This window comes from Occallatibacter riparius (genome assembly GCF_025264625.1).
In the GTDB taxonomy this organism is placed as follows: Bacteria; Acidobacteriota; Terriglobia; order Terriglobales; family Acidobacteriaceae; genus Telmatobacter; species Telmatobacter riparius.
In genome coordinates this window covers 4,732,501-4,758,397 of the sequence record NZ_CP093313.1, presented here as the reverse complement: position 1 = coordinate 4,758,397, position 25,897 = coordinate 4,732,501, and the positions used below count along the sequence as shown (strand labels likewise).

At 59.7% G+C, this 25,897-nt stretch carries 25 protein-coding genes; 13 read left to right on the top strand and 12 right to left on the bottom strand.

The features are described from left to right. Window positions 1-152 precede the first annotated feature (152 nt). The 3 genes from eno (at window position 153) to gpmI (ending at window position 5,009) form a co-directional block, all read left to right on the top strand. Entirely contained in the window at window positions 153-1,562 is a 1,410-nt protein-coding gene (gene eno, locus MOP44_RS19315; protein WP_449290003.1) for a phosphopyruvate hydratase, read from the top strand. 156 nt (window positions 1,563-1,718) lie between these two features. After that, window positions 1,719-2,987, top strand: coding sequence for a D-alanyl-D-alanine-carboxypeptidase/endopeptidase AmpH (ampH, locus tag MOP44_RS19310; protein ID WP_260791886.1), 1,269 nt, complete (start codon window positions 1,719-1,721; stop codon window positions 2,985-2,987). Between the two features lie 414 nt (window positions 2,988-3,401). Continuing rightward, window positions 3,402-5,009: a 2,3-bisphosphoglycerate-independent phosphoglycerate mutase gene (gene gpmI, locus MOP44_RS19305; RefSeq protein WP_260791885.1), complete on the top strand. Its 1,608-nt coding sequence runs from the start codon at window positions 3,402-3,404 to the stop codon at window positions 5,007-5,009. Between the two features lie 70 nt (window positions 5,010-5,079). On the opposite strand, the gene MOP44_RS19300 is transcribed toward gpmI, so the two are convergent. The 4 genes from MOP44_RS19300 to MOP44_RS19285 all read right to left on the bottom strand — a co-directional run bounded on the left by MOP44_RS19300 (window position 5,080) and on the right by MOP44_RS19285 (window position 8,862). Beyond that, window positions 5,080-5,625: a hypothetical protein gene (locus MOP44_RS19300; RefSeq protein WP_260791884.1), complete on the bottom strand. Its 546-nt coding sequence runs from the start codon at window positions 5,623-5,625 to the stop codon at window positions 5,080-5,082. Window positions 5,626-6,201: 576 nt separating this feature from the next. Next, on the bottom strand, window positions 6,202-7,011 hold the full coding sequence (locus MOP44_RS19295; protein ID WP_260791883.1) for a LolA-like protein: 810 nt from the start codon (window positions 7,009-7,011) through the stop codon (window positions 6,202-6,204). A 212-nt stretch (window positions 7,012-7,223) separates the two neighbouring features. After that, window positions 7,224-7,685, bottom strand: a complete 462-nt coding sequence (locus MOP44_RS19290) for a hypothetical protein (protein ID WP_260791882.1) — start codon at window positions 7,683-7,685, stop codon at window positions 7,224-7,226. 208 nt (window positions 7,686-7,893) lie between these two features. Beyond that, window positions 7,894-8,862 (bottom strand): MBL fold metallo-hydrolase, encoded by a 969-nt coding sequence (locus MOP44_RS19285; RefSeq protein ID WP_260791881.1) that lies wholly within the window; start codon window positions 8,860-8,862, stop codon window positions 7,894-7,896. 169 nt (window positions 8,863-9,031) lie between these two features. Between MOP44_RS19285 and MOP44_RS19280 the strand changes: the two genes are divergently transcribed. Both MOP44_RS19280 and MOP44_RS19275 read left to right on the top strand, forming a co-directional pair. Next, a complete protein-coding gene (locus tag MOP44_RS19280; RefSeq protein ID WP_260791880.1) occupies window positions 9,032-9,709 on the top strand; it encodes a hypothetical protein in 678 nt (225 codons plus the stop codon). Window positions 9,710-9,844: 135 nt separating this feature from the next. Next, window positions 9,845-10,369, top strand: a complete 525-nt coding sequence (locus MOP44_RS19275; RefSeq protein ID WP_260791879.1) for a hypothetical protein — start codon at window positions 9,845-9,847, stop codon at window positions 10,367-10,369. Here MOP44_RS19275 and MOP44_RS19270 read toward each other — a convergent pair. Further along, window positions 10,356-10,781: a VOC family protein gene (locus MOP44_RS19270; protein ID WP_260791878.1), complete on the bottom strand. Its 426-nt coding sequence runs from the start codon at window positions 10,779-10,781 to the stop codon at window positions 10,356-10,358. The genes MOP44_RS19275 and MOP44_RS19270 overlap by 14 nt on opposite strands. Window positions 10,782-10,946: 165 nt before the next feature. Here MOP44_RS19270 and MOP44_RS19265 point away from each other — a divergent pair, with 165 nt between their 5' ends. Next, a complete protein-coding gene (locus MOP44_RS19265; RefSeq protein ID WP_260791877.1) occupies window positions 10,947-11,921 on the top strand; it encodes a hypothetical protein in 975 nt (324 codons plus the stop codon). A 21-nt stretch (window positions 11,922-11,942) separates the two neighbouring features. On the opposite strand, the gene MOP44_RS19260 is transcribed toward MOP44_RS19265, so the two are convergent. The 4 genes from MOP44_RS19260 to gap all read right to left on the bottom strand — a co-directional run bounded on the left by MOP44_RS19260 (window position 11,943) and on the right by gap (window position 15,468). Next, window positions 11,943-12,569, bottom strand: a complete 627-nt coding sequence (locus tag MOP44_RS19260) for a hypothetical protein (RefSeq protein ID WP_260791876.1) — start codon at window positions 12,567-12,569, stop codon at window positions 11,943-11,945. Between the two features lie 144 nt (window positions 12,570-12,713). Further along, complete coding sequence (locus MOP44_RS19255) at window positions 12,714-13,928, bottom strand: phosphoglycerate kinase (RefSeq protein ID WP_260791875.1); 1,215 nt, start codon at window positions 13,926-13,928, stop codon at window positions 12,714-12,716. Between the two features lie 53 nt (window positions 13,929-13,981). Beyond that, window positions 13,982-14,359: a RidA family protein gene (locus MOP44_RS19250; protein ID WP_260791874.1), complete on the bottom strand. Its 378-nt coding sequence runs from the start codon at window positions 14,357-14,359 to the stop codon at window positions 13,982-13,984. A 104-nt stretch (window positions 14,360-14,463) separates the two neighbouring features. Beyond that, entirely contained in the window at window positions 14,464-15,468 is a 1,005-nt protein-coding gene (gene gap / locus MOP44_RS19245; RefSeq protein ID WP_260791873.1) for a type I glyceraldehyde-3-phosphate dehydrogenase, read from the bottom strand. Window positions 15,469-15,793: 325 nt separating this feature from the next. On the opposite strand from gap, the gene MOP44_RS19240 reads away from it, so the two are divergent. The 4 genes from MOP44_RS19240 to MOP44_RS19225 all read left to right on the top strand — a co-directional run bounded on the left by MOP44_RS19240 (window position 15,794) and on the right by MOP44_RS19225 (window position 21,098). After that, the gene (locus MOP44_RS19240; RefSeq protein ID WP_260791872.1) at window positions 15,794-16,606 is read left to right on the top strand and encodes an ATP-binding protein; all 813 of its coding nucleotides are present in this window, start codon (window positions 15,794-15,796) and stop codon (window positions 16,604-16,606) included. Window positions 16,607-16,839: 233 nt separating this feature from the next. Continuing rightward, on the top strand, window positions 16,840-19,806 hold the full coding sequence (gene galA, locus MOP44_RS19235; protein ID WP_260791871.1) for a beta-galactosidase GalA: 2,967 nt from the start codon (window positions 16,840-16,842) through the stop codon (window positions 19,804-19,806). A gap of 119 nt (window positions 19,807-19,925) precedes the next feature. Continuing rightward, on the top strand, window positions 19,926-20,456 hold the full coding sequence (locus MOP44_RS19230) for a DinB family protein (protein WP_260791870.1): 531 nt from the start codon (window positions 19,926-19,928) through the stop codon (window positions 20,454-20,456). Window positions 20,457-20,552: 96 nt separating this feature from the next. Continuing rightward, complete coding sequence (locus MOP44_RS19225) at window positions 20,553-21,098, top strand: hypothetical protein (protein WP_260791869.1); 546 nt, start codon at window positions 20,553-20,555, stop codon at window positions 21,096-21,098. Between the two features lie 263 nt (window positions 21,099-21,361). On the opposite strand, the gene MOP44_RS19220 is transcribed toward MOP44_RS19225, so the two are convergent. Then, the gene (locus tag MOP44_RS19220; protein WP_260791868.1) at window positions 21,362-21,487 is read right to left on the bottom strand and encodes a hypothetical protein; all 126 of its coding nucleotides are present in this window, start codon (window positions 21,485-21,487) and stop codon (window positions 21,362-21,364) included. A gap of 70 nt (window positions 21,488-21,557) precedes the next feature. Then, window positions 21,558-22,226 carry a GTP cyclohydrolase II gene (gene ribA, locus MOP44_RS19215; RefSeq protein WP_260791867.1) on the bottom strand — a complete coding sequence of 223 codons (669 nt, stop codon included), beginning with the start codon at window positions 22,224-22,226 and terminating at the stop codon, window positions 21,558-21,560. Between the two features lie 147 nt (window positions 22,227-22,373). On the opposite strand from ribA, the gene MOP44_RS19210 reads away from it, so the two are divergent. Then, a complete protein-coding gene (locus MOP44_RS19210; protein WP_260791866.1) occupies window positions 22,374-23,675 on the top strand; it encodes a sensor histidine kinase in 1,302 nt (433 codons plus the stop codon). Window positions 23,676-23,745: 70 nt separating this feature from the next. Here the strand turns inward: MOP44_RS19210 and MOP44_RS19205 are convergent, their stop codons facing one another. Continuing rightward, on the bottom strand, window positions 23,746-24,357 hold the full coding sequence (locus MOP44_RS19205) for a hypothetical protein (RefSeq protein ID WP_260791865.1): 612 nt from the start codon (window positions 24,355-24,357) through the stop codon (window positions 23,746-23,748). 348 nt (window positions 24,358-24,705) lie between these two features. Between MOP44_RS19205 and MOP44_RS19200 the strand changes: the two genes are divergently transcribed. Continuing rightward, window positions 24,706-24,981 carry a hypothetical protein gene (locus tag MOP44_RS19200; protein ID WP_260791864.1) on the top strand — a complete coding sequence of 92 codons (276 nt, stop codon included), beginning with the start codon at window positions 24,706-24,708 and terminating at the stop codon, window positions 24,979-24,981. A 99-nt stretch (window positions 24,982-25,080) separates the two neighbouring features. Next, window positions 25,081-25,842 carry a triose-phosphate isomerase gene (tpiA, locus tag MOP44_RS19195; RefSeq protein WP_260791863.1) on the top strand — a complete coding sequence of 254 codons (762 nt, stop codon included), beginning with the start codon at window positions 25,081-25,083 and terminating at the stop codon, window positions 25,840-25,842. Window positions 25,843-25,897: the final 55 nt, after the last annotated feature.

Genomic DNA, 25,897 nt, shown 5'->3' with positions numbered 1-25,897 from the left:
GTGCCTCATGCGTTACGAATCAGGAAAGGCACTGCTGAGGCGAAGTCGGGAAAGCGCCTTGTTGTGACGGACGCCACACGGGGTTGCGCGAGGTCGTTTGTTAGAATCCCTTTGGAAATATCCGACGTTTTTATGTATGGGATGGCGTGGAAATGCGAACCGGGCTTGATCTTCTGACCACAATCCAAAGCGCGGCCGGAGAAGATGTTGCCGTCGATCGCCGTCCCAAGTTGAATGACCGGCTGCTGCACCGCATTGCGAGGACAGATATGACTGAAATTGTTGCCATTCGCGCGCGCGAGGTTTTAGATTCGCGCGGAAATCCGACCGTTGAAGCCGATGTGATTCTGGAAAGCGGCGCGCTGGGACGCGCCATTGTGCCTTCGGGCGCCTCCACCGGCGAGCATGAGGCCGTTGAACTGCGCGACGGCGACAAGACGCACTACCTGGGCAAGGGTGTGCTGCACGCTGTTGAAAACGTTGAGACTGTGATTGCGCCGGAACTCGAAGGCATGGATGCGGCCAACCAGCGGCTGATTGACGCGACGATGATTGCGCTGGACGGCACGCCGAACAAGGGCAAGCTGGGCGCGAATGCGATTCTGGCGGTTTCGATGGCCAATGCGCGCGCGGTGGCGCAGACGCTGGAGATTCCGCTGTACCGCTATCTGGGCGGCGTGAACGCGAGCATTCTGCCGACGCCGATGCTGAACGTCCTGAACGGCGGCGCGCATGCTGACTCCAACGTGGACTTTCAGGAATTCATGATCATGCCGGTGGGCGCGGAACGCTTCTCGGACGCGCTGCGCTGGTCGGCGGAGACGTTCCACACGCTGAAGAGCGTGCTCAAGAAGAAGGGCTACAACACGGCGGTGGGCGATGAGGGCGGATTTGCTCCTTCGCTGAAGTCGAACGACGAGGCTGTGGAGCTGATCCTGGAAGCCATCGAGCAGGCCGGCTATAAGGCGGGCGAGCAGATCTGCATTGCGCTGGATCCGGCATCGAGCGAGTTCTACGACAAGGAAAAGCAGAAGTATGTCTTCAAGAAGAGCGACAAGCGCGAGCTGACGAGCGAACAGATGGTCGACTACTGGGCTGGCTGGGTGAAGCAGTACCCAATCGTGTCGATTGAAGACGGTCTGGCCGAGGATGACTGGGCGGGCTGGAAGCTGATTACCGACAAGCTGGGCAGCCGCATTCAGCTCGTGGGCGACGACCTGTTCGTGACGAACGTGAAGCGTCTGCAGAAGGGCATTGAAGAAGGCGTGGCCAACTCGATCCTGATCAAGGTAAACCAGATCGGCACGCTGACCGAGACGCTGGAAGCGATCGACCTGGGCCGCCGGTACGGCTACACCGCCGTGATGAGCCACCGTTCGGGCGAGAGCGAAGACACGTTTATCGCCGACCTCGCTGTGGCGACGGGTGTGGGCCAGATCAAGACCGGTTCAGTCAGCCGCACGGACCGTATTGCGAAGTACAACCAACTTCTCCGGATTGAGGAAGAGCTGGGCTCGGGCGCGGCATTCCTGGGGCTGGAGAGCCTGAACTACAACGACTAAGCACCACCTGCGGTGGGGCTGACTGCGGCTTCGCCGCCAACTGTGGTGGAGCGAACGGGAGTGCTGAAGGGGAGAGCGAATTTGGCTCTCCCCTTCTCTTTTTGGGTTGAAGCTGAAGATTCGCTTAATTTGCATCCGACGCTACACTGGACATGCATGCGCGCATTGATGGCCCTGTTGCTGATGTTCGGAATCCTGCCTATTTATGCGCAGCGGGCAGCACCGGCTATTTCGCTCCACGACTTGAAAGAAGCCCAAGCGCTGGGCGATCACCTCTATAGGAATACGGGTTCGACGGGACTTGTGCTGGTGGTGGTGCGCGGAGACGAGGTGTACTTTCACGGTTATGGTGAGACCGCGGTAGGATCGCACCTGGTTCCGCAGAGCGACTCGGTGGTGCGGCTTTGCTCGCTGACCAAGACGTTCACCGCGGATCTGCTTGCGAAGCTGGCGGCGGATCATACGGTGCGTCTGGATGATCATCTACAGCGTTTTGCTCCGCGCGATGCGGTGGTGCCGGAGCGCGAAAAGCCGATCACGCTGCAGGAACTGGCGATGCATACGGCGGGACTGACGCGTGAGATTGGAACTGCGCCGCATGGCACGCCGCATTTTACGTATCCGAGCTATGCCACGCGATGGGAATGGCTAAGCAAGCAGCGGCTGCTTTCTACGCCGGGGACGGTGGCGCTCTATTCGAATACGGGATATGACCTGCTGGCCGATGCGCTGGCCGATGCAGCGCACCATCCGTATGCCGCGCTACTGGCATCGCGCACACTGACGCCGCTGAACATGGAGCAGACCACGTTGTTTCCAGACGCGACCCAGTGTGCCCACTTGCTGCTGGGCGCCAACGATCAGGGCCCCTGCACCAGCACCGAGAACACCATGGGGAGCAGCGGGCTCTACTCCACGCCTAACGATATGGCGAGGTGGCTCAAGTATCTGCTGGGCGCCGGGGGAGCGGGTGCTCCGGCGCAAGCGGATGATGCGCATGGGATCTATCTGCTGGCGTCCAAGCTGGTGCGGGTGAGCGGCCTGGATCATGCGGGCGCGCCGACAGGAATTGGGCTGGCATGGATGCACCTGGGCGGGAACGACGATCCATTCCACATTATTGAGAAGACCGGAGGCGGAGCAGGATTTCTGACGTATATCGCAATTCATCCGGCAAGCCATACGGCTTTGTTTCTTGCCTCAACGGATGGGCTGCCGGGAGCCGGAACGCGCGGCTTCAATTTGTTCAAAGGCGCGAACAATGCGCTGCTGGCGCTGGCAGGTTTGCCGCCGTTGCAGGAAGAGATTGAGCAGAGGCCTGCAGGGGCGCACATGGTGCGCACCGCACATCATGGTAGCAAGCAGCATGCTGCCGGAGTGAAGCGGAAGCATGCGGCCAGCCACGCACCGGCTGCCTCCAAGTGACTTATTTCTGGCGACTGATCGTAAATACGGTATTGCCTGCAGGGATGGCGACCTGCCGAAGAGTGCCTTTGGTGTCCTCGAACCAAAGCGAGCTGCTGTCACCGGCAGCCACCCTTCCGTAGTAGGAGGGTATGCTCGCGCTCATTGTTTGTGCATGGACAGAAGCCGATGTATGTGTTCCTACCAATATCGGTCGGTAATAAGGTCGCTCCGACACCGATCCGCACGATTGCTGCTCGCATCTCGAGTTTCTCCCGCTGGCACATTCCCGCGTGAGCATGAGGCGGTCACGGGAGGGAACGCTTGCGGTGCCCGCTAAAGCGATTCATGGTTGTGCTGCAACTCACACCCGCTGAATAGGTTCAGCATTTATTCTGAAAGTGCCAATCTTCTCTCGGAATCGAGGTTCTTTGCGTGTCGAAACGTCCTCTAGTCTTGACCATCCTTGACGGATGGGGTTATCGCGCTGAAACCACCAACAACGCTATTGCGCTGGCTCGCAAGCCTGCTTATGACAAGCTTCTGCGTGAGTTTCCCAACACACTGATCCGGGCGTCTGAACATTTTGTGGGTCTGCCGGACGGGCAGATGGGCAACAGCGAAGTGGGTCACCTGAACATCGGCGCGGGCCGCATTGTGCAGATGGATATCACGCGCATCGACGAGGCTATCCGCACGGGTGAACTCCAAAAGAATCCTGCGATCGTGAACGCCATGCAGCGCGCCCGCGAAGGCGGACGGCAGCTGCATCTGTTTGGATTGCTGTCGGACGGCGGCGTGCACTCGCACCAGGAGCACCTGTATGCGCTGCTGCGGATTGCGCGCGAGTACAAGCTGGAACGCGTGTTTGTGCATGCCTTCATGGATGGGCGCGACACGCTGCCCACTTCGGGCGCGGAATACGTGGCAAAGCTCGAGCAGAAGATGCGCGAATACGGTGTGGGCAAGATCGCGTCAGTGAGCGGCCGCTACTACGCTATGGACCGCGACAAGCGATGGGAGCGTGAGCGCAAGGCTTTTGACGCGATGGTGAATGGCAAGGCCGAGGGCGGCGCGTATGCCGAACCCGTGGCGCGCATCAAGGAGAGCTACAACAACGGCGTCACAGATGAGTTTCTGATTCCGTTTGTGGTCACCGACCACGCCGGCAAGCCTGTCGCGCAGATCCGGGATGAGGACGTGTGCATCAATTTCAACTTCCGGGCCGACCGTGCGCGGCAGATTACACGCGTGCTGGCGCGCGAGAGCGGATTGAACAAGAACGGTGGGCGCGATCTGGACGCATGGGAAGCGCTGGACGAGATCATCCCGCGCAGCGAGATTCCCAAGGGCCTGCACTACGTTTGCATGACGCAGTATGACAAGCTCTATGAGCTGTCGCTGGTGATTCTGCCGGAGTCGATGGACAACATTCTGGCGAACATCCTGTCAGCGCACCAACTGCGCAACCTGCGCGTTGCGGAGACGGAGAAGTTTGCGCACGTGACCTACTTCTTCAACGGCGGCATTGAAGTTCCGTTCCCGGGCGAGGATCGGCAGCTTGTTCCCTCGCTGAAGGTGGCGACCTATGATCTGGCGCCGGAGATGAAAGCAGAGGCGATCGGCGATACGGTGGTGAAGGCCGTGAACGATACAGCGTTCGACCTGATTGTTGTGAACTTTGCCAACGCCGACATGGTGGGTCACTCTGGCAAGCTGGAGCCGACCATCAAGGCGATTGAAGCGGTGGACGCGCAGCTGGCGCGCATCTACAAGGCTGTGAAGGAGCGCAATGGAAGCTGGCTCATCACCGCTGACCACGGCAATGCTGAATTGATGGTGGATCCGGTTACGGGCGGCCCGCACACCGCGCATACGACGAATCCGGTGCCCATGATCTATATCAGCGAGGAGGCGAACAACTATCGCCTGCGCACGGATGGATCGCTGCGGGATATCAGCCCGACGCTGCTGAACCTGCTGAAGCTTGGATTGCCGAAGGAGATGACCGGCGGCGATCTGCGCGTGCCGGTAAAGAACTAGTTCCCTGCCCCAGAACAAAAACGGCGAAGCCATTGCGGCTTCGCCGTTTTATGCGGCACGTCGACCCGAGTTACATTGGCTTGAACAGAGCGGACAGACGAACAGCGCCGGCCGCAATTTTCTGAAGACGCTCCGAGTAGTGGACGTCGGCTACGCCTGAGCCTTTGAGCAGGCCCATGCAGAAGGACACGTCCGCCTGCATCGTCCGAAGCACCACGTCCGCCCCCAGGTCGTTTGCGCCGCTCCCCTTGTCGAGGCGGAACGCCGCTCGACAGGCGGAACGCGCGTTGCGATTGCGGCACAGGTTCCAGGATGTCTTTCCGATTATCTGGAGGCGCCTATCCTGTTCGGCAGCGTTGTTGGCATTGTGGCCCTCCTCAACGAGCCAGCGCAAATCGTCTGAGATCAATGCGAGCTTCTTTAAATCATCGATCCGCAACATCAGATCAGAGATGATGGCGCGATGTTGCTGTTCCGTTTCGTCCCGAAAACGATCTGCAAGCTGCACGCAGATGGAGATCGTTGGTTCGTGAATCCTCCATCGGCAAGATTCCTTGTTGGTGTCGTCCTGCGCGTCCAGAGCAGATGGAGCGAGTAAGCGGAACGCGAAAAACATTGCGAAAAGGATTGAGCGCCCACTGGTGCGCATCGGGTTGACCTCCTGGGAAATGACTTGCAGAGCCCGGGAGCCCACCAATCAACCGTGATCGTCTGAGTGCGCTGTTTTACGCGCAAAACTGTCTGAGCGAATTAGATGCGGGAAAAAACTCCGCGCAAAGCGCAAAAGGCGCACTGCCGCTTATTGCGCATGATGATAATCAGCTTCTGATCCTGATGGGATAGACGCAAGTCCTATCGAGACTCATTTCCCCTGGAGATAATTCCGGTAGTTCATTGGGGCGGTGCCGGACTCCAAACGCCATGGGTCGGAGTACGGGGAATATTTTCCACGCATGCAAATAGCACTGCGCGGGAAAGCGGGAGGCTCCCCGCACGGTATTAGTGCCTGGATACTAGCCACGGCTTCGAAAATGTGTCTACCAGAAACGTGAGGGCATGGAGCGCGCCGAACCTAAACTCCCATTTTGGCACTTCGCAACCGTCATGGACCAAGAGTGCTGGCGTTCTTGCCGTCATAGAGTTTGCCGCAGGAGGTGCCCTGAGATAAGAGAGCGAGTTGGATTGGCAACCGCTACGGCTTGGCGGGGTCAACGGGCGTGACATCGTCGAGCATGCGCGAGGTTGAATGGGTCTTCTCAAATTCGCGGTTCTGCGCGTTCATCAAGATATCGCGGCGGAAGAAGTAGAGCACGTGGATCTTGAACTCCGTAGAGAACGATGCCGGGAACCAGACGCCATCGGGTTGAGGCGCGTAAATCACGGTGAATCCCAGGCCGGGTAGGTTGGTTCCAAGGAATGTGCGCACGGCAAAGGGAATCTTACGCGCCATGCCAGTGGTCACCATTACCGGCTCAAATGCCTCAGTATCGACGTACGCCTCACCTTTCCATCCAAAGTCGTCCTTATCCTTGGGGCGAAATGTGATGTGGTAGACGTCGCGGCCGTTCATGCGTTCCTGTCCAGTCAGTTGGAAGGCGTAATCGGCCTGCTCCTTCGAGGTCAAGGGGAAGAGCTTGGTATTCAGGCCGTCCTTTGACTTGTCGTGCATGAGGTTGGCGCGCATGTGCTCGACCATGTCGCGATCAGCGCTGTCGCCGCCGATGGTTACAGATACGGAGTCCTTCTCGTTCTCGACCTTCGAGCTATCGCTGTCAGGGGCGAGGGTGTGGTAGGTGACGTAGTTGCCGTTCACGCGCAGGCGGCCGTCGAGTTTGACGAGTTCGTCGTGCACGCCATTGTCAGAAGGCGTGATGCGGTAGTCGGTGATTTCTTCACATTGGATTGTCTTGCCTTTGCGCGAGGACATGGTGGAGTGCTGCACGTAGACATAGTGGGCGCGTTCGGCCTCGGCGCGGTCCTGGTTGGCCGCGACGCGAGCCATGATATCCGCGGCACTCACTGTGGACGAGGTAGGCCGCGGCTGCGCGCACAGAGCCGACACGGATGCAAGAGCGCAGGCGGCAGAAAGAGCCAGCGATACTCCCCTGTTCATAGAAGTGCCTTACGCACGGCGCTAGACGACGGTTCCCTCCTGCGGCAGAAACACAAAAGCCGGCTGAACGAGCAGCCGGCTTTGTGGGAGTCGAGAATGGGTCAGCGGGAACGCAACGAACGGATTGCGGCGGGCAGGCGCTCTTCGATGACCTTGGCGCGCTCGGCGGCGATTCCGCCCAGGTAAGTGGGCGCGGGAGTCGCCATCAGCACCAGGGCGAACGCTACAATGCTGAAGATCAGACCCGCAATTCCTGCCGAGAACAGCATGCGGTAGGTGTCCTCGATGTCGAGTCCGAAGACGTTGAAAGCGACGTGTTCCAGGGGCTTGATGTGCTTGAGAACCGCCAGCGCGAAGAGGAAGAAGAACACGGCCAGCGAAGTGAGCACTGCAAGAGTGACGTCGAGGCTGCGGTGGAATTGCAGCCGCGCGCGGCAGTGCGCGCAACCTGCAAAGTGCAGCTCATAGTCTTTGCGCATCTCGGGCGAGATCCCTGAGATGTCGTAGCGCCAGCTGGCGAGAATTGCGCCAACGACGTGATCATTGCACCGGGTTCTTCCCATAATCACTCACCTATGAAGAAAGTCCGCTTTCCCAGCGCGAAACAAACGCGCGGTTTTGCTGCCAGGCTGTCCCCGCTTACGATGCCTACACAAAAGGTTGAGTCGCCTCGCAAAGGGTATGCGTCAAGCTCTGCGGCCTTGACGCCCTGCGCCAATCCCCTGAAAGTACAGAGTGATGCCCGTGCTCTTACTATTGTAACTTCTTCCCTCAAAAGTGGATAGAGGAAAGTGGCTCGCCCTGTGCCGCCAGAACCAACCGATTGGCAAGCAGGCTGGCATGGTTACTGAGGGCCCGTTCCGCAGCCACTCTGGCCAGCTCCGGAAGATTGTTACTCTCTGAGAGATGCCCGAGAATGACATAAGTCGCTTGTCCATCGTATCCAGACTCAAGAAATTCTGCGGCGGCATCATTGGAGAGGTGGCCGACCCGTGAGAGGACGCGCTGCTTGACCTGCCAGGGGTATGGGCCGTCGCGCAGCATCTCGAGATCGTGGTTGGACTCCAACATCAACAGATCCAGCTTCTTGAGCTGCGCCTTGACGTTGGGCGGCATGTAACCGAGGTCCGTGGCCAAGGCCATTCGGACGCCCTCGGCTTCAAAGACAAATCCGACCGGGTCGGTGGCATCGTGGGGGATGGTGAACGGGCTCACCGCGATGTCGCCGATGCGGAAGGGCTTGCCGGCCTGGAAGTACTGCACAGAGGGCAGCCACGTTGGGTCGGGTTTTTCCTGCTGGGATTTCGCCGTCTCTTCCGTTGCAGGTTTTGAAGCGGCAGCTTCGGCCGACTCGGCTTCCGTATCGTCGCATTCGCATTCTGCCGGCTCGGCTTCAGCCTGGCGTGCGGCCGCCTGCTGACGGCACTGCTCAAGCCACTGGGCGTAGGTCATCTGGCGACGCGGGGTCAGCCAGCGCATCCAGGCGCGGTGCGTGGCCTCAGTGAAATAAACAGGAATGCCGAGTTTGCGTGCAGTGACCCCGATGCCGTTAACGTGGTCCTGGTGCTCGTGGGTAACGATGATGGCGTCGAGCGAGGCAGGGTCTTCACCCGCGGCGGCCATTCGCTTGAAGAGCTCGCGGCAGCTCAGGCCGGCGTCGACCAGAATGCGGGTGTGCCCGCCGGTGACAACCGTGCTGTTGCCCTTGGAACCGGAAGCCAGCACTGTGAAGCGGACCATTCCTTGAGCATACAGCCAACTGAAGCGGCGCGGACCGCAATCGGTCACCAGTCAGTTACTAGCCGTGATGGACGGCCAAAACGAGGAGCACTCCCCCAAAAGCGCCATTTAAGCGCAATCTGGAACGTCCTAACATTCGTGCAATCTCCTTTTTAGAATGGAACGCTCCATGGCGAACGGCCTTGATGACAAGTGGTTTCCGACTATCTCGAATCCGCAAAATGCCACCCAGGCGATGCACAATGGGGCCTATGCTGCCAGCCTGGTTGCAGTGGTCACCGGCGCAATCAATGTCGCAGCAATCCTCACACAGACCCCAGTCCTGGGTGCACACGGATGGGGTCTCATTGATGCGACATTGTTCGCGGTTGTGGCATGGCGCGTTTATCGTTTGTCCCTGCCATGGGCGATCGCCGGCCTGGTTCTGTACATCCTTGAGAGAGTGTCGGCAATCCTCCTCCACCCGCATCTTACTTATCGGATCGTGATCATTCTTATGGTGCTTCCCTACTACTGGAATGCGATTCGGGGAGGCCTTTATCTGCGCAGGACTAAAACGGCGAATTCTCCGCTGATTACCCCAGAGGAGTTGAAAGCGTCGATTCAACCGTTCGAGAGCAACACTTTGCACAGCCACTCGGCAAGCGTGCAAGAGTCGCGGATGCCTCAAGCCAACGAAGACGAATACAGCGAATTCCTGGAATGCATGAGACGCGGCGAACGCAAGTTCCAGAAAGCCGGCTACACGCTCCATCAGGAATACGCCGCCTGGCTCAAGGATTACCGGAAGAAGCGCGCGCTTGCCGAGGCCGCTCGCGAGAAAGCAAGTTCAAATCGCCCGGCATAGTTCCGGAATTGGGCCCTGAGCAATTAGCTGACCCGTTTGTGTCATTGAGTTTGGAGGATTTCGTTGGCTAAATACAGCTACCCAATCTCAGCAGCCAAACGGTTCTGAAATTTAAGGCTAGCGGAAGGTGGATTCATGCCTTTTGTCGTGTATGTCCTTTGTGCCGGCGTGGGCTATTTAGCCGGAAACTATCTGCCGGCGAGTGCAGCGACACCCTATATACCCGTGCTGGTCTCGTACCACCTGTTTGTGCTGTACCTGATCATGCATGTGGGAGTAACAGGAGTACAGAAGATTGGCTTATCGATGTCGGTTCCCATGGCCATCGTCGGTCACCTGTGCTTTGTAGGGGCGATGATCGGAATGGTTCTGGGCAGAGAGAAGGTGCCGCTGTTTGGGCTGCTGCAGTACGTGGTCCCCGGACTTGCACCGTTCGAGGTCAGATGGCTGTTCGAGCGCCCCAAGACGTCGCATGTTGCCATGGAACCGGAGAATATGCCCCAGGGCACGCACGACGACTATGCGGAATTCACAGAGTATCTGCGGGGCAAGCGCAAGTTCCAGCGCGCCGGGCGCACGGCAAACGAAGAGTTCTCAATGTGGCGCGCGGACCGGGAGAAGCAGCGCAAAGTTGCGGCCGCGCAGACTACTTCGGCATGAACTCCGGCCGGTCAGGCTGGGGAATCTCGCACATGACGCCGATGAGGTTCTCGTCAGGATCTTTGAGGAAGACCATCCATAGGTCGTGGTCGGGCATTCTGGCGATGAGGTGCGGGGTGTCGACGAAGTTCACGCTACGGGCCTTGAGCGCTTCATAAACCACGTGTATATCTTCCACTTTGAAGTACAGGACGGTGCCGCCGCGGGACTGGCTGGCCTCAGTGTTGCTGAGCATCAGGCGGATGTCGCCGCACTGGAAGAAGACCAGCGGGCCGGTCTCAAAGAGGAACCGCATGCCAAGCGTGTTGAGGTAGAAATCCCTGGCTCGGGCTAAATCTGTGACGGTGACGGCGATCTGGCCGATCTTCTCGAAGTGCACCACAGATTCAGGGGTGTGGGACTGGTAGCTCACGGGCGGCGACCTCGCTCAAGTTCACTCAGCTAACGGTATACCACGGGACTGAGCAGCGTCGCGGCGATGTTCTGAGGCGGAGGTTCGGGCGGATTGCCTATCGCGAAGGCGTCGCGGCGCATCCCATTGAGTGGGCCGTTAATCGAGCCACCCTGAAAGTTCCCCATGCTCCTCACCCTACGCAGTTTTCTGCTCCTCGTTCCGACGGTGCTGTATTTCCTGGCGCTGTGTTGCGCTGTGCTGCTTCTTCCGGAAGACGCGGAGACAGAACAGCCAGCCGCTTCGGCTGATGCGGACAGAGGCGTGTCGATTGAGATTGCGAACGTGCTGTTTCGCTACTCTCCGGAACTGACGGTGAACATTGTGCGGCTGCGCGGCAGCCTCCTTCCCGCGAAAGGCCATGCGGTGGTGAGCTTCAACGATGCATCGTCGTTTGTGGTGGCGACCGATGCCGCGGAGATGCGCATGAGCACTGCGCAACTCAGCGCGCTGATGAACTCGTGGCTGCTCGCGTCGCCCAAGGCACAGCTCAAGGATGTACGTATCGCGGCGGAGGGCGATCGGCTGCTGATCCGCGGCACGATGAAGAAAGGGCTGCACGTTCCGTTCAGCTCGAGGGCCACGGTGGGGATCAGCAACGACAATCGGATTCGGATTTGGGTAGAGAAGGTCAAGGCCGCCGATCTGCCGGTGAAGGGACTGATGGACGCGATGGGGATGAGCCTCGATGACCTGATCAGCCAGAAGGGGCTGCGCGGGCTCTCGGTGGACAAGGACGCGTTCCTGATTGATCCGCAATCGGCATTTCCACCGCCGCAGATTCGGGCGAAGATTTCCGGGGTGAAGATCGTGGGGCAAGGCCTGGTGCTCACGTTCGGGCAAGGCGCACCAAAGCTGCAGCCGCGGCCGTGGAAGAACTACATGGCCATGCGGGGCGGGACCATGCAATATGGCCGCGAGCAGATGTTTGACTCGGATCTGGCGATGATCGACTCGACGCCCTCTGATCCGTTCGAGTTCTACCTGAACAATTACTGGTGCCAGATGGTGGCGGGAAACATCAAGGCACAGCCCGATAAGTCGATGCGGGTGTATGTGCCGGATTGGTCGAAGATGGCCAAGGCGGCGTGTAAGCGGTAGCCGCTGACTGCGGAGGCTCGGCTATTCGCCGGGGCGCGCGAGCTGAACGGTCGCCGCGTCGGGTGGGACTTCTCCATTCAGGAAGGCTTCGCGCTGGTCGGGATCGCCCAGATCCATCTTGAAATGATGCCAGGTGCCATCCTGCAGGACGGCCATGTTCCAAGGACCGGAAACTGTGTCTGAGAACTGCCAGACGATGTGGTAGCCGTCTTCGTTGGTGAAGCCTTCCTGGTCAGCCTGGATGATGGATTCACCACGCTCCCAGAGGTGTGAGCGCAGAGCATGAAGGGCTGCCGAACCTTCGACAGAGTCCGCACCCTGAAGATGCTGGAAAGCGTAGACGGTCTTCACCTCTACGAGAAATTCGTGCAGCCATAGAACGCCGCTCTCTGGCTTGCTGTCCTGTGTGTCCTCGATGAAGTCGGCGATCTCATCCTGGCCGATCGAACCATCTGCAACGGGGTTGCGCTCAAGCACCGCGATTTCGACGTCGTCATCGGTTGAAAGCAGAAGCGAGTCCCACTCGTCCTCAGTTCCCTCTTCGATCACCAGTTTGCAGGAAGGGTGCTCGGAGCGGATGAATTGGTTCAAGTCATCGAACGAGGGATAGTCATCGAGCTTGGACAGGACCCGCGTGTAATACCCCATGCATTCCTCCAGCCGGATAGTGGCGTTCCCTATTCTGTGCTATTGGGCAGTAGTTGAGAAAACGAATCGCATCCAGCAAGACCTTCACCGGATGCGATTCGATTTTTGGTGGTCCCCTGAGGGCGAGTTACCAACCGCCATGTGCTACTTGTCGGTCAGTGCTTCTACGCCGGGGAGCTTTTTGCCTTCGAGGAATTCGAGGCTGGCGCCGCCGCCGGTGGAGATGTGCGTGATCTGGTCGGCAACGCCGGCCTGGTTGATGGCGCTTACGCTGTCGCCGCCCCCAATGATGGACGTGGCCGCCTTGTTGGCCGCAACTGCTTTGGCGATGGCGTTCGTGCCCTTGGCGAAGGTCGGGAACTCGAACACGCCGGCGGGGCCGTTCCACACGATGGTGCGCGCTGTGGAGACCACTTCTTCAATGGCCGCGACAGACTTGGGACCGATGTCGAGGCCCTGCCAGTCAGCCGGGAAGTCTTTGCTCGAATCCCACACCTGCGTCTTGGCGTCGTTGGCGAAGCTGTCGGCGAGGATGTTGTCCTGCGGAAGCATCAGGTTCACGCCCTTGGCCCTTGCCTTGGCGAGCGTCTCCTTGGCGAGCTCGATCTTGTCCTCTTCGACGAGCGACTTAGCCGTGGAGACGCCTAGCGCGCGATAGAAGGTATACGCCATGCCGCCGACGATCACCAGCGTGTCGACCTTGTCGAGCAGGTTCTGGATGACGTCGATTTTGCCGGAGATCTTGGAGCCGCCGATGATGGCGACGAAGGGCTTTTCGGGGGCTTCGAGCGCCTTACCTAGATAGGTGATTTCCTTCTCCATCAGCAGGCCGGCTACCGAGGGCTTGAGGAAGTGCGTGATGCCTTCAGTGGACGCATGCGCGCGGTGTGCTGAGCCGAAGGCGTCGTTTACGTAGATCTCGGCCAGACTGGCGAGCTTGCGGCTGAAGGTAGGGTCGTTGGCTTCCTCTTCTGCGTGGTACCGCAGGTTCTCAAGCAGCAGCACCTGGCGCGACTCGAGCTGGCGAGCCATTTCTTCGGCCACTTCGCCGACACAGTCGGGCGCGAAAGCCACATTGATGCTGTCGCCGATCTGCTTGTCGAGCAGTTCGCGCAGGCGGTCGACCACCGGACGCAGCGAGTACTTCGGATTGGGCTTTCCCTTGGGACGGCCCAGGTGCGAGGCGAGGATGACCTTTGCCTTGTGGCGCAGGGCGTATTCGATAGTGGGCAGCGTTGCCACAATGCGCGTGTCGTCGGTGATAGTCGAGCCGTCTTCGGTGAGCGGCACATTGAAATCAACGCGGATGAAAACGCGTTTATTGGTCAGGTCGATGTCGCGGATCGTGAGTTTCGCCATGATGCCTTCCTTGAGAGCAGTTCGCAGTTCACAGTTGATGGCGGCTGGCCGATTCAGTTGGAATCGGGGATGATTGCTTCGAATTCCATTTCAATGCGCCACGCCGGATTGAGCAGCGCGGCGACGACGACCATGGTGGCGGCGGGACGAGCATTAGCGAAGAACTCGCCATGCACGCGGCCGATGGCTTCCCAGTCTTCGGTGTGGGTGAGGTACATGCGCGTGCGAACGACATCGTTGAACGATGCGCCGGCTTCGGCGAGTGCTTTCTCGGCGATGGCGAAGATGCGGCGGGTCTGGCCGGCAGCGTCTTCGTTGTCAGCGCCCACAGGGCCAGTGCCGGAGACGTGAACGGTATTGCCCACGCGGACGGCGCGCGAGAAGCCGATGGTTGGTTCGTAGGGAGAGGTGCCGCTGATGTTTTTTCGCATACGAATAGGTCGAAAATAAGGAGTTCACAGTTCTCAGTTCGCAGCTCATAGCCAGACAAGTGGCCGCAAACCGAGAACTAAGAACTGCGAACTATGAACTGCGCTTACAGCCCCTTGGAGTTCAGGAAGCCGATCAGGTCAACGACGCGGTTGGAGTAGCCCCACTCGTTGTCGTACCAGCTCAGCACCTTCACGCTCTGGCCGACAACCTTGGTGAGAGGCGCGTCGACGATCGAGGAGCGCTTGTCGCCCTTGAAGTCGGAGCTGACCAGCAGATTCTCGTCGTAGCCAAGGATACCCTTGAGATCGCCTTCGCTGGTGGCCTTGAGGGCGGCGTTCACGGCCTTGGCGTCGGTCGTCTTCTCGCTGATGAAGGTGAGATCGACGATCGAGACGTTCGGGGTTGGGACGCGGATGGCGAAGCCGTCGAGCTTGCCGGCCGTCTCAGGGATGACCAGCTTGAGGGCCTTGGCGGCGCCCGTGGAGCTGGGGATCATGTTGATAGCAGCGGCACGGGCGCGGCGCAGGTCCTTGTGCGGGAAGTCGAGGATGACCTGGTCGTTGGTGTAGCTGTGGATCGTCGTCATGATGCCGCTGACGATGCCGAACTCCTTGATGAGCACCTTGACGACAGGCGCGAGGCAGTTGGTGGTGCAGCTCGCGTTGGAGATGACATTGTGCTTGGAGGCGTCGTACTTGTCCTGGTTGACGCCGAGCACGAGGGTGATGTCTTCGTTGGTGGCGGGAGCGGAGATGATGACCTTCTTTACGGTTGCGCCGAGGTGCGCCTTCGCCTTGGTGGCGTCGGTAAAGTGGCCGGTGGACTCGACTACGATCTGCGCGCCGACCGAAGCCCAATCCAGCTTGGCGGGATCGCGCTCCGCCCATACCTTGATGGCTTTGCCGTCGACGATGATCGAATCTTCGGTCGCGCTGATCTCGTTGGGCAGGTTGCCGAGGATGGAGTCGTACTTGAGCAGGTGAGCCAGGGTTGCGGGGCTGGTCAGGTCATTGACCGCGACGAATTCGATTTCGGGATTGCCAAGGGCGGCGCGCAAAACGTTGCGGCCAATCCGGCCAAAGCCGTTAATGCCAACCTTCACTGCCATGTGTGAGTTCTCCTTCAAGAAGCTGGTTAGAAACTGGATTGAAAACGTGGCGTTCGGCGGCTATAAGACAGCCCTGCAGGCAATTCCACCAAACCCTTGATCCTACCATTCCTGTCAACGGGTACAGAAATTCGAGGGGCTTAAATCGCGCGCCGTTCCCACAAATGAAACCGCTCAACGCTAGTTTGCACGGGAGAGCACACGGCCGGATGTGACAAAATGCACAGTTCCTTGGCGAGGCCGGTCGTCGAATGAGGTCAGTAGTTTGCAGCGCTTAACCCCAGTGCGTTATACCGGTAGGTAACTCTTTGGGGTTGAAGGCGGAATGAGAAGACGGTCGAAACGCGCACCCAATCTTTCTGAATCAACGGGCAAAATCGGGCAGGAGATACCCGCCAATCAGCCGGCGCCGCTGGTGCCAAGCTATCTTGACCAGCCTCCTATGACGCGCCAAGCGCCGCCCCCTCAGGAAAACCGCCGGTCTTCGCCGGATGATCGCCGGGAAGGGCGTTCCGAATCCCGTGCCGACTCGCGCAACCAGGAGCAGCGACCGTCGTCGGCTTCCCGGGCGCCCCGTCCGCAGATGCCGGAGTACAACCCGTCCACCGCGGCCGGCAAGCTAGAGCTAGAAACCCAGCCGGAGATGCCGTCCGTGCCTCCGCCAGATCCGCAAGCGCAAGCGCCCAAGGGGTATGTCGTGCTGACCATCGGGCTGCCGGGATCAGGCAAGACCACCTGGTTCCGCCGCCGGGGCGTTACGCCGCTCTCGAGCGACCTGCTGCGCAATATCCTTTTCGACGACGTGGAGGAGCAGCGCTATCAGGGGCTGGTTTTCTCCACGCTGCGTTCCCTGCTCCGCGCGCGGCTGATCGCCAAGATGCCGTGGAATTATGTGGACGCGACGAATTTGTCGGCCCACGAGCGTCGCCAGTGGATCAAGATGGCGAAGAGCTTCGGCTATGACGTACAGGCCGTGTTCTTCGATGTGCCGCTGGAAGTTTGCCTGGAGCGCAACCGCTCGCGCGACCGCATGGTTGCCGAGGAGGTGATGCGCAAGATGGCCGAAAAGCTGAAGCCGCCTGTTTTCGAGGAAGGGTTCTCGAAGATTACGGTGGTCAGAGTGAAGAGCGCGGGCTAGCTGTTTCGCCGCACAATCCCGGCTTTGCCGAATTCGATTCTTGCTCCTGCGTGACCTGCTCTGCTTGTTAAAAAGGTGAGCAGAGCACACATGCGCCTTCCAACAGATCACTGAATTCCCTTCCGAAGCTTTCGAGGGCTGACGTATACTTCGCTCGCTTTCAATTCCAATTCTCGGATTCGCCCCAAAGCAGGGCGGTCTGAATTCAGCGAGCGCAGTTATCGGAGGGCAGAATGAAAACCTTTTCACGCCGCGACCTTCTCAAATCTTCTTTGATCGCTCCAGCCGCGGTTGCGGCAGTCCAGGGATCGAACCCCGTTCATGCCGCCACTCATGCATTTGAGGAGACAAGCGGCCCTCTGACTCCCACGCCGCTCGCGAATCCCACGCCGGGCGCCGGCCGCGAACGCCTCCTGCTCGATTTCGGGTGGCGGTTCCATCTGGGGCACGCCAACGAGCCCGCTAAGGACTTTGGATTCGGCACGGCTGAGACGGGCAACTTCCAGAAGACTGGCAACTTCATTCCTGCTGGCGCAATTGCGTTCGACGATACGGATTGGCATGCGGTCAATCTGCCCCACGACTGGGCCATAGAACTGCCCTTTACCAAGGATCCGGAGCTGCAGAGCAAAGGTTTCTATCCACTCGGTCGCAAATTCCCTGAGACCAGTGTGGGCTGGTACAGGCGCGTTTTCCATCTTCCGGCGGAAGATGCGGGCAAGCGGATAACGCTCGAGTTCGACGGCGCGTATCGCGAGGCAATGGTGGTGCTGAACGGGTTCTACATCGGCCGCCATAGCGGCGGCTATGACCCTTTCAGCTTCGATGTGACCACGTTCGCCCATGTGGGCGAGCGCAATGTTCTTCTTGTCCGCGTGGACGCCACCGAGAGCGACGGCTGGTTCTACGAGGGCGCGGGTATTTACCGGCATGTGTGGCTGGTCAAAACGCATCCGGTGCACGTGAAGAAGTGGGGCACGTTTGTGCGATCGGATGTGCGGGCATCGGATGCAGAGCTGTCCATCCTCACCGAACTGTGCAACGACGATGTTTCCGACCGCGCGGCGCGGGTAGTCTCCACCATTATCGATCCATCCGGCTCTGCCATTGCGAAAGACGTGACTGCCGCATCTGCGATCCCCGCGGGCGGCGACCGCGATTATCACCAGGAGTTCAAGGTCGACCGTCCCAAGCTGTGGTCGTTGGAAGAACGCAACCTCTACAAACTCGTGACAGAGATCCAGGTGGACGGTGAAGCGGTCGATCGATACGAGACTCCTTTCGGCATTCGCACCGCGGCCTTCGACCCGCTGCGCGGGCTTCTTCTCAATGGCACGCCGGTGAAGCTGAAGGGAACGTGCAATCACCAGGATCACGCGGGTATTGGCGCCGCGCTGCCTGACGCCGTGCAGTACTATCGCGTGCGCAAGCTGCAGGAGATGGGCTGCAATTCTCTGCGCACTTCGCACAACCCGCCCACGTCTGAGTTGCTGGACGCGTGCGATCAACTGGGCATGCTGGTATTCGACGAGACACGCATGATGTCGTCGAACCCGGAGGGCTTGGCGCAATTCGAGAACCTGGTGCGGCGCGATCGCAACCGTCCCAGCGTGTTCATGTGGTCTATGGGCAATGAAGAAGGCCAGGCCAACACGCCGCGCGGCGAGCTGATTCTCACGGCCATGAAGGAAGTGGCCAAGCGCTGCGACGGTACACGCCCCGTCTCGATTGCGCCGACGGGCGCCATCAACGCGGGCGGTCTGGCGGTATGCGACGTGGCCGGCTACAACTACATGGATCCAGCGGCGGAGGCTTTCCACAAGCAGCATCCTGAAAAGCCGGTGATGGGCACGGAGACGGTAAGTGCGGTGGGAACGCGCGGCATTTATATCACGGATGCCAAGAAGGGATTCGTGAGTTCTTACGATCCCTACACGACGTCAGGCCGAGCGTCCGCGGAAGGCTGGTGGAGCTTCTGCAATGCGCGCCCCTGGCTCTCCGGTGGGTTTGTGTGGACCGGCTTCGATTATCGTGGCGAGCCCTCGCCGAATGGCTGGCCCAACATAAGCTCGCAGTACGGCATCATCGACACCTGCGGCTTCCCCAAGGACTCGTTCTACTACTATCAGTCGTGGTGGACCGCGAAACCGGTGCTGCACCTGTTCCCGCACTGGAACTGGCCTGGTTATGAAGGCAAGGAGATCGCGGTGTGGGTCTACTCCAATCTCGATCGCGTGGAGCTCTTCCACAACGGCAAGAGCCTGGGCGCAAAAGATGTGAAGAAGGACTCGCACGTGGCGTGGAACGTAAAGTACGCGCCGGGTTCCCTTGAGGCCCGCGGCTTCAAAGACGGAAAGCAGGTGATGACCGCGAAACGCGAAACCACCGGCGATGCCGCGAAGCTGGTAGTGACGAGCGATCGCAAGAGTGTCTCCGCAGACGGCGAAGATGTGGTGATGGTTGCGGTGGAAGTTCAGGATGGGCAGGGTCGCACTGTGCCCATCACCTCGAACGAAATTGCGTTTCGCGTCACGGGTGCAGGCAAGCTGTTGGGCGTGGGCAACGGAGATCCTACAGATCAGGACCCCGACAAAGGTTCAACGCGCAAGGCGTTCTCGGGATACTGCATGGCGCTGGTGCAGGCAAGCAAAGAACCGGGAGACATCTCTGTAGAGGCCTCTTCACCGGGCCTGGCTTCCGGTTCCGTTAACGTGGCCACGCAGCGTGTTGACCTGCGGCCCCAGATACCCGTTTGGCAGCGCGAGATCCCGAAAGGCGCGGGCATCACTGGCCTATGGCGGCCGGAGCGCTCAGGCTCCGATGACTTCGCGTCCCAGTTCCTCGGGACCGACTCCGTCTTTACGCTCAAGCAGCAGGGTGACAGCCTCTCAGGTACGGTGGAAGGTAGCGGCGGGTTCTTTGGCGGCGACGATGTACCAGTGCCGGTAACGGAAGGTCTGGTCGACGGCAACAAGGTTGCTTTCAAATCCGGCATGAACACCTTCGAGGGCACCATCAAAGGCGATCGCATTGAACTTCAGAGATCGGTGAAGATTCCCTGGGACGTGCCAACACCTGCGCAACCAGCACCGAATGCGCCGGCGATCGGTCCCGCCCCCGACGGCTCCGACCCATCGATTGATCCGTCGTGGAGCATTCCGAGAACTATTCCGGTGGTGCTGCGCCGCGCTCAGGGTTGAGTGAGTGGGCCCGCTGCGGTGGAGTGGCGGCCCGCGTCTTTCTGCAATTTGCACAACCGCCAAGTCGTCCTTGAAACTGGATGAGGCGTCCGCGCCCATCCAGTACCGGAGAGTTGCCGATGAATTCTTCCCCCGTATCCGCCCCTTACACGGAGCCCTGGCTCCGCGGAACGCACACCGACGTTCCGGCCGTGGGTCGCGCCGTGCTGCACGCGCTTGAGCTTGCGCTCGACGACATCCGCAAGTGGACCGACGGGCTGACCGACACCGAGGTCCACGCGCAGCCGCTGGGTCTCAGTGCCGTGTCGTTTCACATCAAGCACATTGCGCGCTCCACAGACCGCATCCTCACTTATGCCGAAGGCGGTCAGCTAACGCCGGACCAGCTCGCCGCGATGAAGGCGGAGCAGGCCGGCGCCGAAACACTCGCTGAGCTTCTGGCTGAGCTCGAATCCGCGTTCAGTTCGGCCGAAACCCGTGTTCGAACGCTCGCCGGCGGTAATTATGATGAGCTGCGCGGTGTAGGCCGCAAACAGTTGCCCACCAGCATGGGCGGTGCACTGATCCACGTGGCCGATCACACCCAGCGCCACACCGGCCAGGTGGTTACAACAGCCAAGCTGCTCAGGGCGCTGCGCGCCGAAGCCTGACCGTCGCCTCTCACATCGCATTGTGACCGCGCTCATAGCTGCGCATAGGACGGTACGTTAGGATTTCGCAAAATCCAAAAGCGCCGGAGCGTTGCCATGCAAGAGCCGCAACCCCGTTTTCTGCCTTTGGCGGCAAAGACGGTCGTCTGCCATACAGTCACTTACATGCTGATGGGCGCGCTGGCTGCGCACTTCCTGCATTACGAGCAGATCTTCAACCAGCCCAACTCAGGCTTGCGCCCGTTCGATTCCCTGTGGATCATGCTGGGTGCGCCGCTGCAGATCTTCCGCGGAATTCTCTTCGCCTCAATCTTCTACCTGTTCCGGGAGCAGTTTTTCGGCCGGAAGAACGGCTGGCTGCGCATGGCATGGATGCTGATCGGCATCGGAATTCTTGGCACCTTCGCCGCGCCTTCAGGCTCACTGGAAGGGTTCATCTTCACCACCACACCGGTGCTGATGCAGATGCGCGGCTATCTTGAGATTGTTCCGCAAGCGCTGCTGCTTTCGGCGCTGCTCTGCTACTGGATCAATCACCCCACGAGGTGGCTGAATTGGACTCTCGGAGCCCTTTATTGCGTTGCAGTCGCACTGCCAATGCTCGGACTGCTGGCCCGCGCCGCTGGCGCGAAGACCCCGTGAACACCCCTATTGACAGCGGTGCTTGACTGGCGCAAGCATGTTTGCCCAGGAGAGAGAACCATGTTGCCACCCCCCGCTCCTGCAAGGCAACAGGCTCATGACCTGGTAGAACGCATGACGCCTGTTCAGTTGTCAGCTTTTGTCGACCTCTTTGAACCAATGACCGTAAGCGCGTCAAATGCGACCTCGCATTCGCCTTTCTGCGACGAACTGCCTATCGATGCGGATGACGCAAGCAGTGTCAGAGCGTTGCCACCGATAAGTCACATCCACCAGCCACCGCGCATTCCACCCATCAGCGCGCAGCCCAGCGACCTGGACACCTGGCCGGCATCCATCAGGAGCCGCAGCATCTTCAGCCGCACCACGGCAGCCTGAACGAACTTCATCTCCCGGTCATCCTTGCGCACGCCATGGTGGCGCCGCGCAAGGATGGCGGGCTACACAGCCAATTAAGCGCTACTCCTCGCCCACCAGCGCATCGGGAATCGAATCGAGTATGTGTCCCATCTTCTCCTGCTTGGTCCTGAGGTAGCGCTCGAAGGTATCTTGCGCTTCGACTTCGGCACTGACCCGCTCCACCACTTCAATGCCCGCGGACTGCAGTGCCGCCACCTTTTCCGGATTGTTGGTGATCAGCCGCACCGCTGGAACGCCGAGTAGCTTGAGCACCTCGGCAGGAAGCTCATAGGCACGGCAGTCAGGCGCAAAGCCGAGTTCCACATTGGCCTCAACCGTGTCGAAGCCCTGGTCCTGCAGCTCGTAGGCCTTCAGCTTGGCCATCAGGCCGATGCCGCGGCCCTCCTGCTGCTCATAGAGCAGAATGCCCGCGCCCTCGTCGGCAATCTTCTTGAGCGCCAGCTCAAGCTGCAGCCGGCAGTCGCAGCGCAGCGATCCGAACACGTCCCCCGTCAGGCATTGCGAGTGGATACGCACCACCGGCGGAGCGCCGTGGATGTCTCCCATCACCAGGGCGACCAGGCCCTCCACGCGCTTGCCCGACGCTTCGCCATGCTCGCAGCACGGGCGTGCCGAGGGCAGAATGCCCTCAAAGCCCATGATCTGGAAACTGCCCCAGCGGGTAGGAAAGGCCGCCTGTGCCACCTTATTTACGCTTTCAAACTCCATATTCCCATTCTACCGGCCCAAGGATTTGTCGCCGCGTCATCCATCACAGATGCTCGAGCGGCACTTGAAGAAGCAGCAAGTGCGGCGCCGTTGCATACGGGGCTGCGTAGATTGGTTACGAGGCCGGCCAGCGGGTAGGATACAAGCGTGACCAACACCCTCATTCTGATCACGCTGCTGGTCAAGCTGGGCGTGGCCGCGTCGGTGGCCAGCGCGCTGGCGCGGGCGCACACCTTCCAGCGTCTGCTTTTCGCCGAGCGGCGAAGCGCCCGCCAAACCGTCGGTCTGCTGGCGTTCCTGCTAGTGCCGCTGACCTTGGGTGTGTGGGTTCGCACCACGGTCTCCAACTTTCTGGCCGCCGACATTTCGTTTGAAACCGTAATTCTGCTGGGCCTGATAGTCGGCCCGTGGTGGGCGATGCTGGGCGGCATCGTGCTCTCCGGGCCCGCCATGATCCATGGCGAATACCTTTCGCTTCCCTTCTATGCCGCGCTCGGCTTCGCCGCCGGCACGCTGGGCCGCTTCGTGGAGCGCGAAGAGATCTGGGGCTTCACGCCCTTCATTGACCTGAGCCTTTATCGCTGGGTCCGGCGCAACCTGCGCCAGCTGCGCGTCGATCGCCAGTTTTTGATGCTCTTCGTCATCGTGGTGCTGGAGATCGTGCGTGAATGGATCGGCCGCATGCATCCTCGGCGCTTGTTCGCGCTCAACACCAATCGGTGGGAGTTGCAGGTGCTGGTCTGGCTCTGCGCGCCCGTCGTCGTCGGAATCGTGCTCAAGGTATGGAACACCCTCCGCGTCGAGATCAAGCTCAAGCAGCAGGAGCGTCTGCTGCTCGAGGCACGCCTTGACGCGCTGCAGCGGCAGATCAATCCGCACTTTCTGTTCAATACGCTGAACTCGATTGCATCCCTTGTGCGGGTGAAACCCGAGCTGGCACGACAAATGACCGTGAAGCTCGCGAATATTCTGCGCGCCCTGCTGAAGGAACACGACACCTACGTGCCGTTGAGCCAGGAGCTCAGCTTCACGGACGACTACCTCGATATCGAAGTGGTGCGTTTCGGCGCAGACAAGCTGCGCGTCGAAAAGGAGATTGATCCGCTGACGCTCGACGTGCTGGTGCCGAGCATCCTGTTGCAGCCTCTGATTGAGAACAGCATCAAGCACGGACTCGAACCGCGCATCAATGGCGGCACCGTTACGCTGCGCAGCCGTCTGCAGGGCGAGCGGGTGATGATCGAAGTCGCTGACGACGGCGTGGGCATCGTGGCGCGGCCCGATTCGGCGTTGAAGCGCACCGGCAACGGCATCGGGATGAAGAACGTGCAGGAGCGCCTCGAGGTCCTCTACGGCACAGAGGCGCGCTTCACGGTAGTCAGCAATCCCGGACGTGGCACGCTCGTATCGATCGAGTTGCCGGCAAATCTGTCCTTCCGTTCAGCGTAGATACATTTGGCCGGACCACTTCGAGGCGCGGGCCCAAGTTCTCAAGGTGCTTTTCCTAGAACGAACTCTTTTACAGCACAATTTCAAACGTGATCGAGGTGGTTGAACCGTTAGGCGGAAGCGCCTCCACACCGCCTACCTGCAGCGAAGTGCGGACGACCATTCCGCCGCCATTGCCGTTCCATTCGGCGTCGTGCCCCGAATGACCGGGCTCACCACCCTGGACGGCCGATACGCCGACCGCAAGGATCATTCCAGAAGAAGCGCCGGAGTCTGGCGGGATGGTCCAGGAGTACGGAATGGTCAGAGTGCAGGTATCTTTCTTCGCCACAGAGTTAGTGGTTTCGATTCCGCCGCCGACAACGCCATCCGTAGTGTCGATCTCACCACCTATTACGAGCAACGAGCAGTGAAACTTCGTGCCCTTATCGAAGTGGCTCTGGGGGTTGATGTTCACCGTCACCTCGATCCTGCCGGTGGTGGGCGTGATGTTGATGTTGGCTGCGTGCGCATTCAGCTGTATGCCATTCGGCACGATCTGATCGTGCTGAGCATCGTAACTGAAGCTCATGGGACCCAGTTTGTTCTGTTTAGGGTTGCGCTGCACAGAGGCTGTCTGGCCGTACATCGCCGCGGTTGCCAGAAGGCAAAGGCCCGCCAGCAAGGTCTGATTGATTCGCATGACTCATCTCCAACTGGTTGAAATCCGTCTTCTCTCGGACGCGAGGGGGCCGGTTTCTATCGTCGGGCAACAAAACAGGAAGGTCAGCGTAAGGAGCGGGGATTCCCTGGGCGAACCGAACTTAATCACGGTTTCGTCCAACAACATGACCCGGAGGAGTAAGTGTATACCCGGCAAATTGCGTCGGGGAATTAAAAAAATACAGACCGGAAGCGCGCCGAGCATGGCTCCGGTCGCGCCCGTTGCCCGCTTGAACCCTCGCTCCGATCGCGCTATAGTCACTGATCACAAAGGGATCGTGATGCCAATGCTTTCCCCGGCAAGTGGCATTCCCTTGAGGGGCGCTCCGTGAAACGCCGGGCAACGATTGTAGGCGTTGCTACTCTTCTCTCGGCCGCCAGCTTCGCACTGGTTCTGGGACTGTGGTGGCTGGTTTCCTATTTGATCCTCAATTACATTCCGCAACTTATGCACACTCGCGCACAGGCACATTTCGCCGTTCTATCGATCGCGATTGTGATCGTGGCAGCATTGGGCGCCGGCCTCACGACTCTGACGAATCGAGTCGCGGAGCGACCGCGCAAAGCGCATCACTGGCATATGCGGCCCAGGTTTCACCACTAGCGCCTGATCGGGCAAACAGGGGACACGCTCATCGTGTGCCCCGCGTCACGCTGCGCCGCGAATCCGTCCTCTAAAATCGGACATGAGGAACAACAACACATGTCTCGAAAAGCCTTGATTGCTGCCAACTGGAAGATGTACAAGACGCCTGCCGAAGCCAAGGCGTTTGTGGATGCTTTTTTGCCTCTCGTTGCCGACCACACACGTGACGAGATCGCCTTGTTCCCGTCGCCTGTGCTGCTGCCCACAGTAGTCGAAGCGGCGCGCGGCTCCAGTATCGCCATCGGGGCGCAGAATATCCACTTTGCAGAAGAAGGCGCCTACACCGGCGAAACCTCCGCCAGCCAGCTCGCCGCCATTGGCGGAACGCATACGCTCATCGGCCACTCTGAACGTCGCCAGTACTTCGGCGAGACTGACGACATCGTCAACAAGAAGCTGCACACCGCGCTCAAGCACGGTTTTGTGCCAGTAGTCTGCATTGGTGAAGTGCTGGGAGAGCGCGAAGCCGGCATGACAGCAAGCGTGCTGAAGATTCAGGTGAACGGCGCATTCGCTGGCATCAAAGGCCTGGCTGCCGAGGTCATCTCTTCCATCGTGATCGCCTACGAGCCCGTGTGGGCTATCGGCACCGGGAAGACCGCCACGCCGGAAATGGCTGCCGATGCGCATCGCATCATTCGCGCGGAAGTGTCCAGCCTGCTAGGTTCGGACGTCGCGGCCAACATGCGTATTCTCTACGGCGGCAGCGTGAAGCCCGACAACGCCACAGCGCTCATCGGACAGGAAGAGATTGACGGCGCATTGGTCGGCGGCGCCAGCCTCAAGCCCGATTCGTTCGCGTCCATTGTGAAGTACTAACTCGTTTCGTCCCTGATTCTGAAAATCCCAGGTCTCAATTGAGGCCTGGGATTTT

Excerpts from the sequence above, each read along its gene's own strand:
- MOP44_RS19240 (WP_260791872.1), top strand. The coding sequence starts at position 15,794 with ATGAGAAGACGGTCGAAACGCGCACCCAATCTTTCTGAATCAACGGGC.
- MOP44_RS19225 (WP_260791869.1), top strand. The coding sequence starts at position 20,553 with ATGCAAGAGCCGCAACCCCGTTTTCTGCCTTTGGCGGCAAAGACGGTC.
- MOP44_RS19230 (WP_260791870.1), top strand. The coding sequence starts at position 19,926 with ATGAATTCTTCCCCCGTATCCGCCCCTTACACGGAGCCCTGGCTCCGC.
- MOP44_RS19295 (WP_260791883.1), bottom strand. The coding sequence starts at position 7,011 with ATGGCTCGCGTCGCGGCCAACCAGGACCGCGCCGAGGCCGAACGCGCC.
- MOP44_RS19205 (WP_260791865.1), bottom strand. The coding sequence starts at position 24,357 with ATGCGAATCAATCAGACCTTGCTGGCGGGCCTTTGCCTTCTGGCAACC.
- MOP44_RS19300 (WP_260791884.1), bottom strand. The coding sequence starts at position 5,625 with ATGTTTTTCGCGTTCCGCTTACTCGCTCCATCTGCTCTGGACGCGCAG.
- eno (WP_449290003.1), top strand. The coding sequence starts at position 153 with ATGCGAACCGGGCTTGATCTTCTGACCACAATCCAAAGCGCGGCCGGA.
- MOP44_RS19250 (WP_260791874.1), bottom strand. The coding sequence starts at position 14,359 with ATGCGAAAAAACATCAGCGGCACCTCTCCCTACGAACCAACCATCGGC.
- tpiA (WP_260791863.1), top strand. The coding sequence starts at position 25,081 with ATGTCTCGAAAAGCCTTGATTGCTGCCAACTGGAAGATGTACAAGACG.
- MOP44_RS19265 (WP_260791877.1), top strand. The coding sequence starts at position 10,947 with ATGCTCCTCACCCTACGCAGTTTTCTGCTCCTCGTTCCGACGGTGCTG.
- ribA (WP_260791867.1), bottom strand. The coding sequence starts at position 22,226 with ATGGAGTTTGAAAGCGTAAATAAGGTGGCACAGGCGGCCTTTCCTACC.
- galA (WP_260791871.1), top strand. The coding sequence starts at position 16,840 with ATGAAAACCTTTTCACGCCGCGACCTTCTCAAATCTTCTTTGATCGCT.
- MOP44_RS19220 (WP_260791868.1), bottom strand. The coding sequence starts at position 21,487 with ATGAAGTTCGTTCAGGCTGCCGTGGTGCGGCTGAAGATGCTGCGGCTC.
- MOP44_RS19290 (WP_260791882.1), bottom strand. The coding sequence starts at position 7,685 with ATGGGAAGAACCCGGTGCAATGATCACGTCGTTGGCGCAATTCTCGCC.
- MOP44_RS19285 (WP_260791881.1), bottom strand. The coding sequence starts at position 8,862 with ATGGTCCGCTTCACAGTGCTGGCTTCCGGTTCCAAGGGCAACAGCACG.
- gap (WP_260791873.1), bottom strand. The coding sequence starts at position 15,468 with ATGGCAGTGAAGGTTGGCATTAACGGCTTTGGCCGGATTGGCCGCAAC.
- MOP44_RS19280 (WP_260791880.1), top strand. The coding sequence starts at position 9,032 with ATGGCGAACGGCCTTGATGACAAGTGGTTTCCGACTATCTCGAATCCG.
- MOP44_RS19255 (WP_260791875.1), bottom strand. The coding sequence starts at position 13,928 with ATGGCGAAACTCACGATCCGCGACATCGACCTGACCAATAAACGCGTT.
- MOP44_RS19275 (WP_260791879.1), top strand. The coding sequence starts at position 9,845 with ATGCCTTTTGTCGTGTATGTCCTTTGTGCCGGCGTGGGCTATTTAGCC.
- ampH (WP_260791886.1), top strand. The coding sequence starts at position 1,719 with ATGCGCGCATTGATGGCCCTGTTGCTGATGTTCGGAATCCTGCCTATT.
- MOP44_RS19260 (WP_260791876.1), bottom strand. The coding sequence starts at position 12,569 with ATGGGGTATTACACGCGGGTCCTGTCCAAGCTCGATGACTATCCCTCG.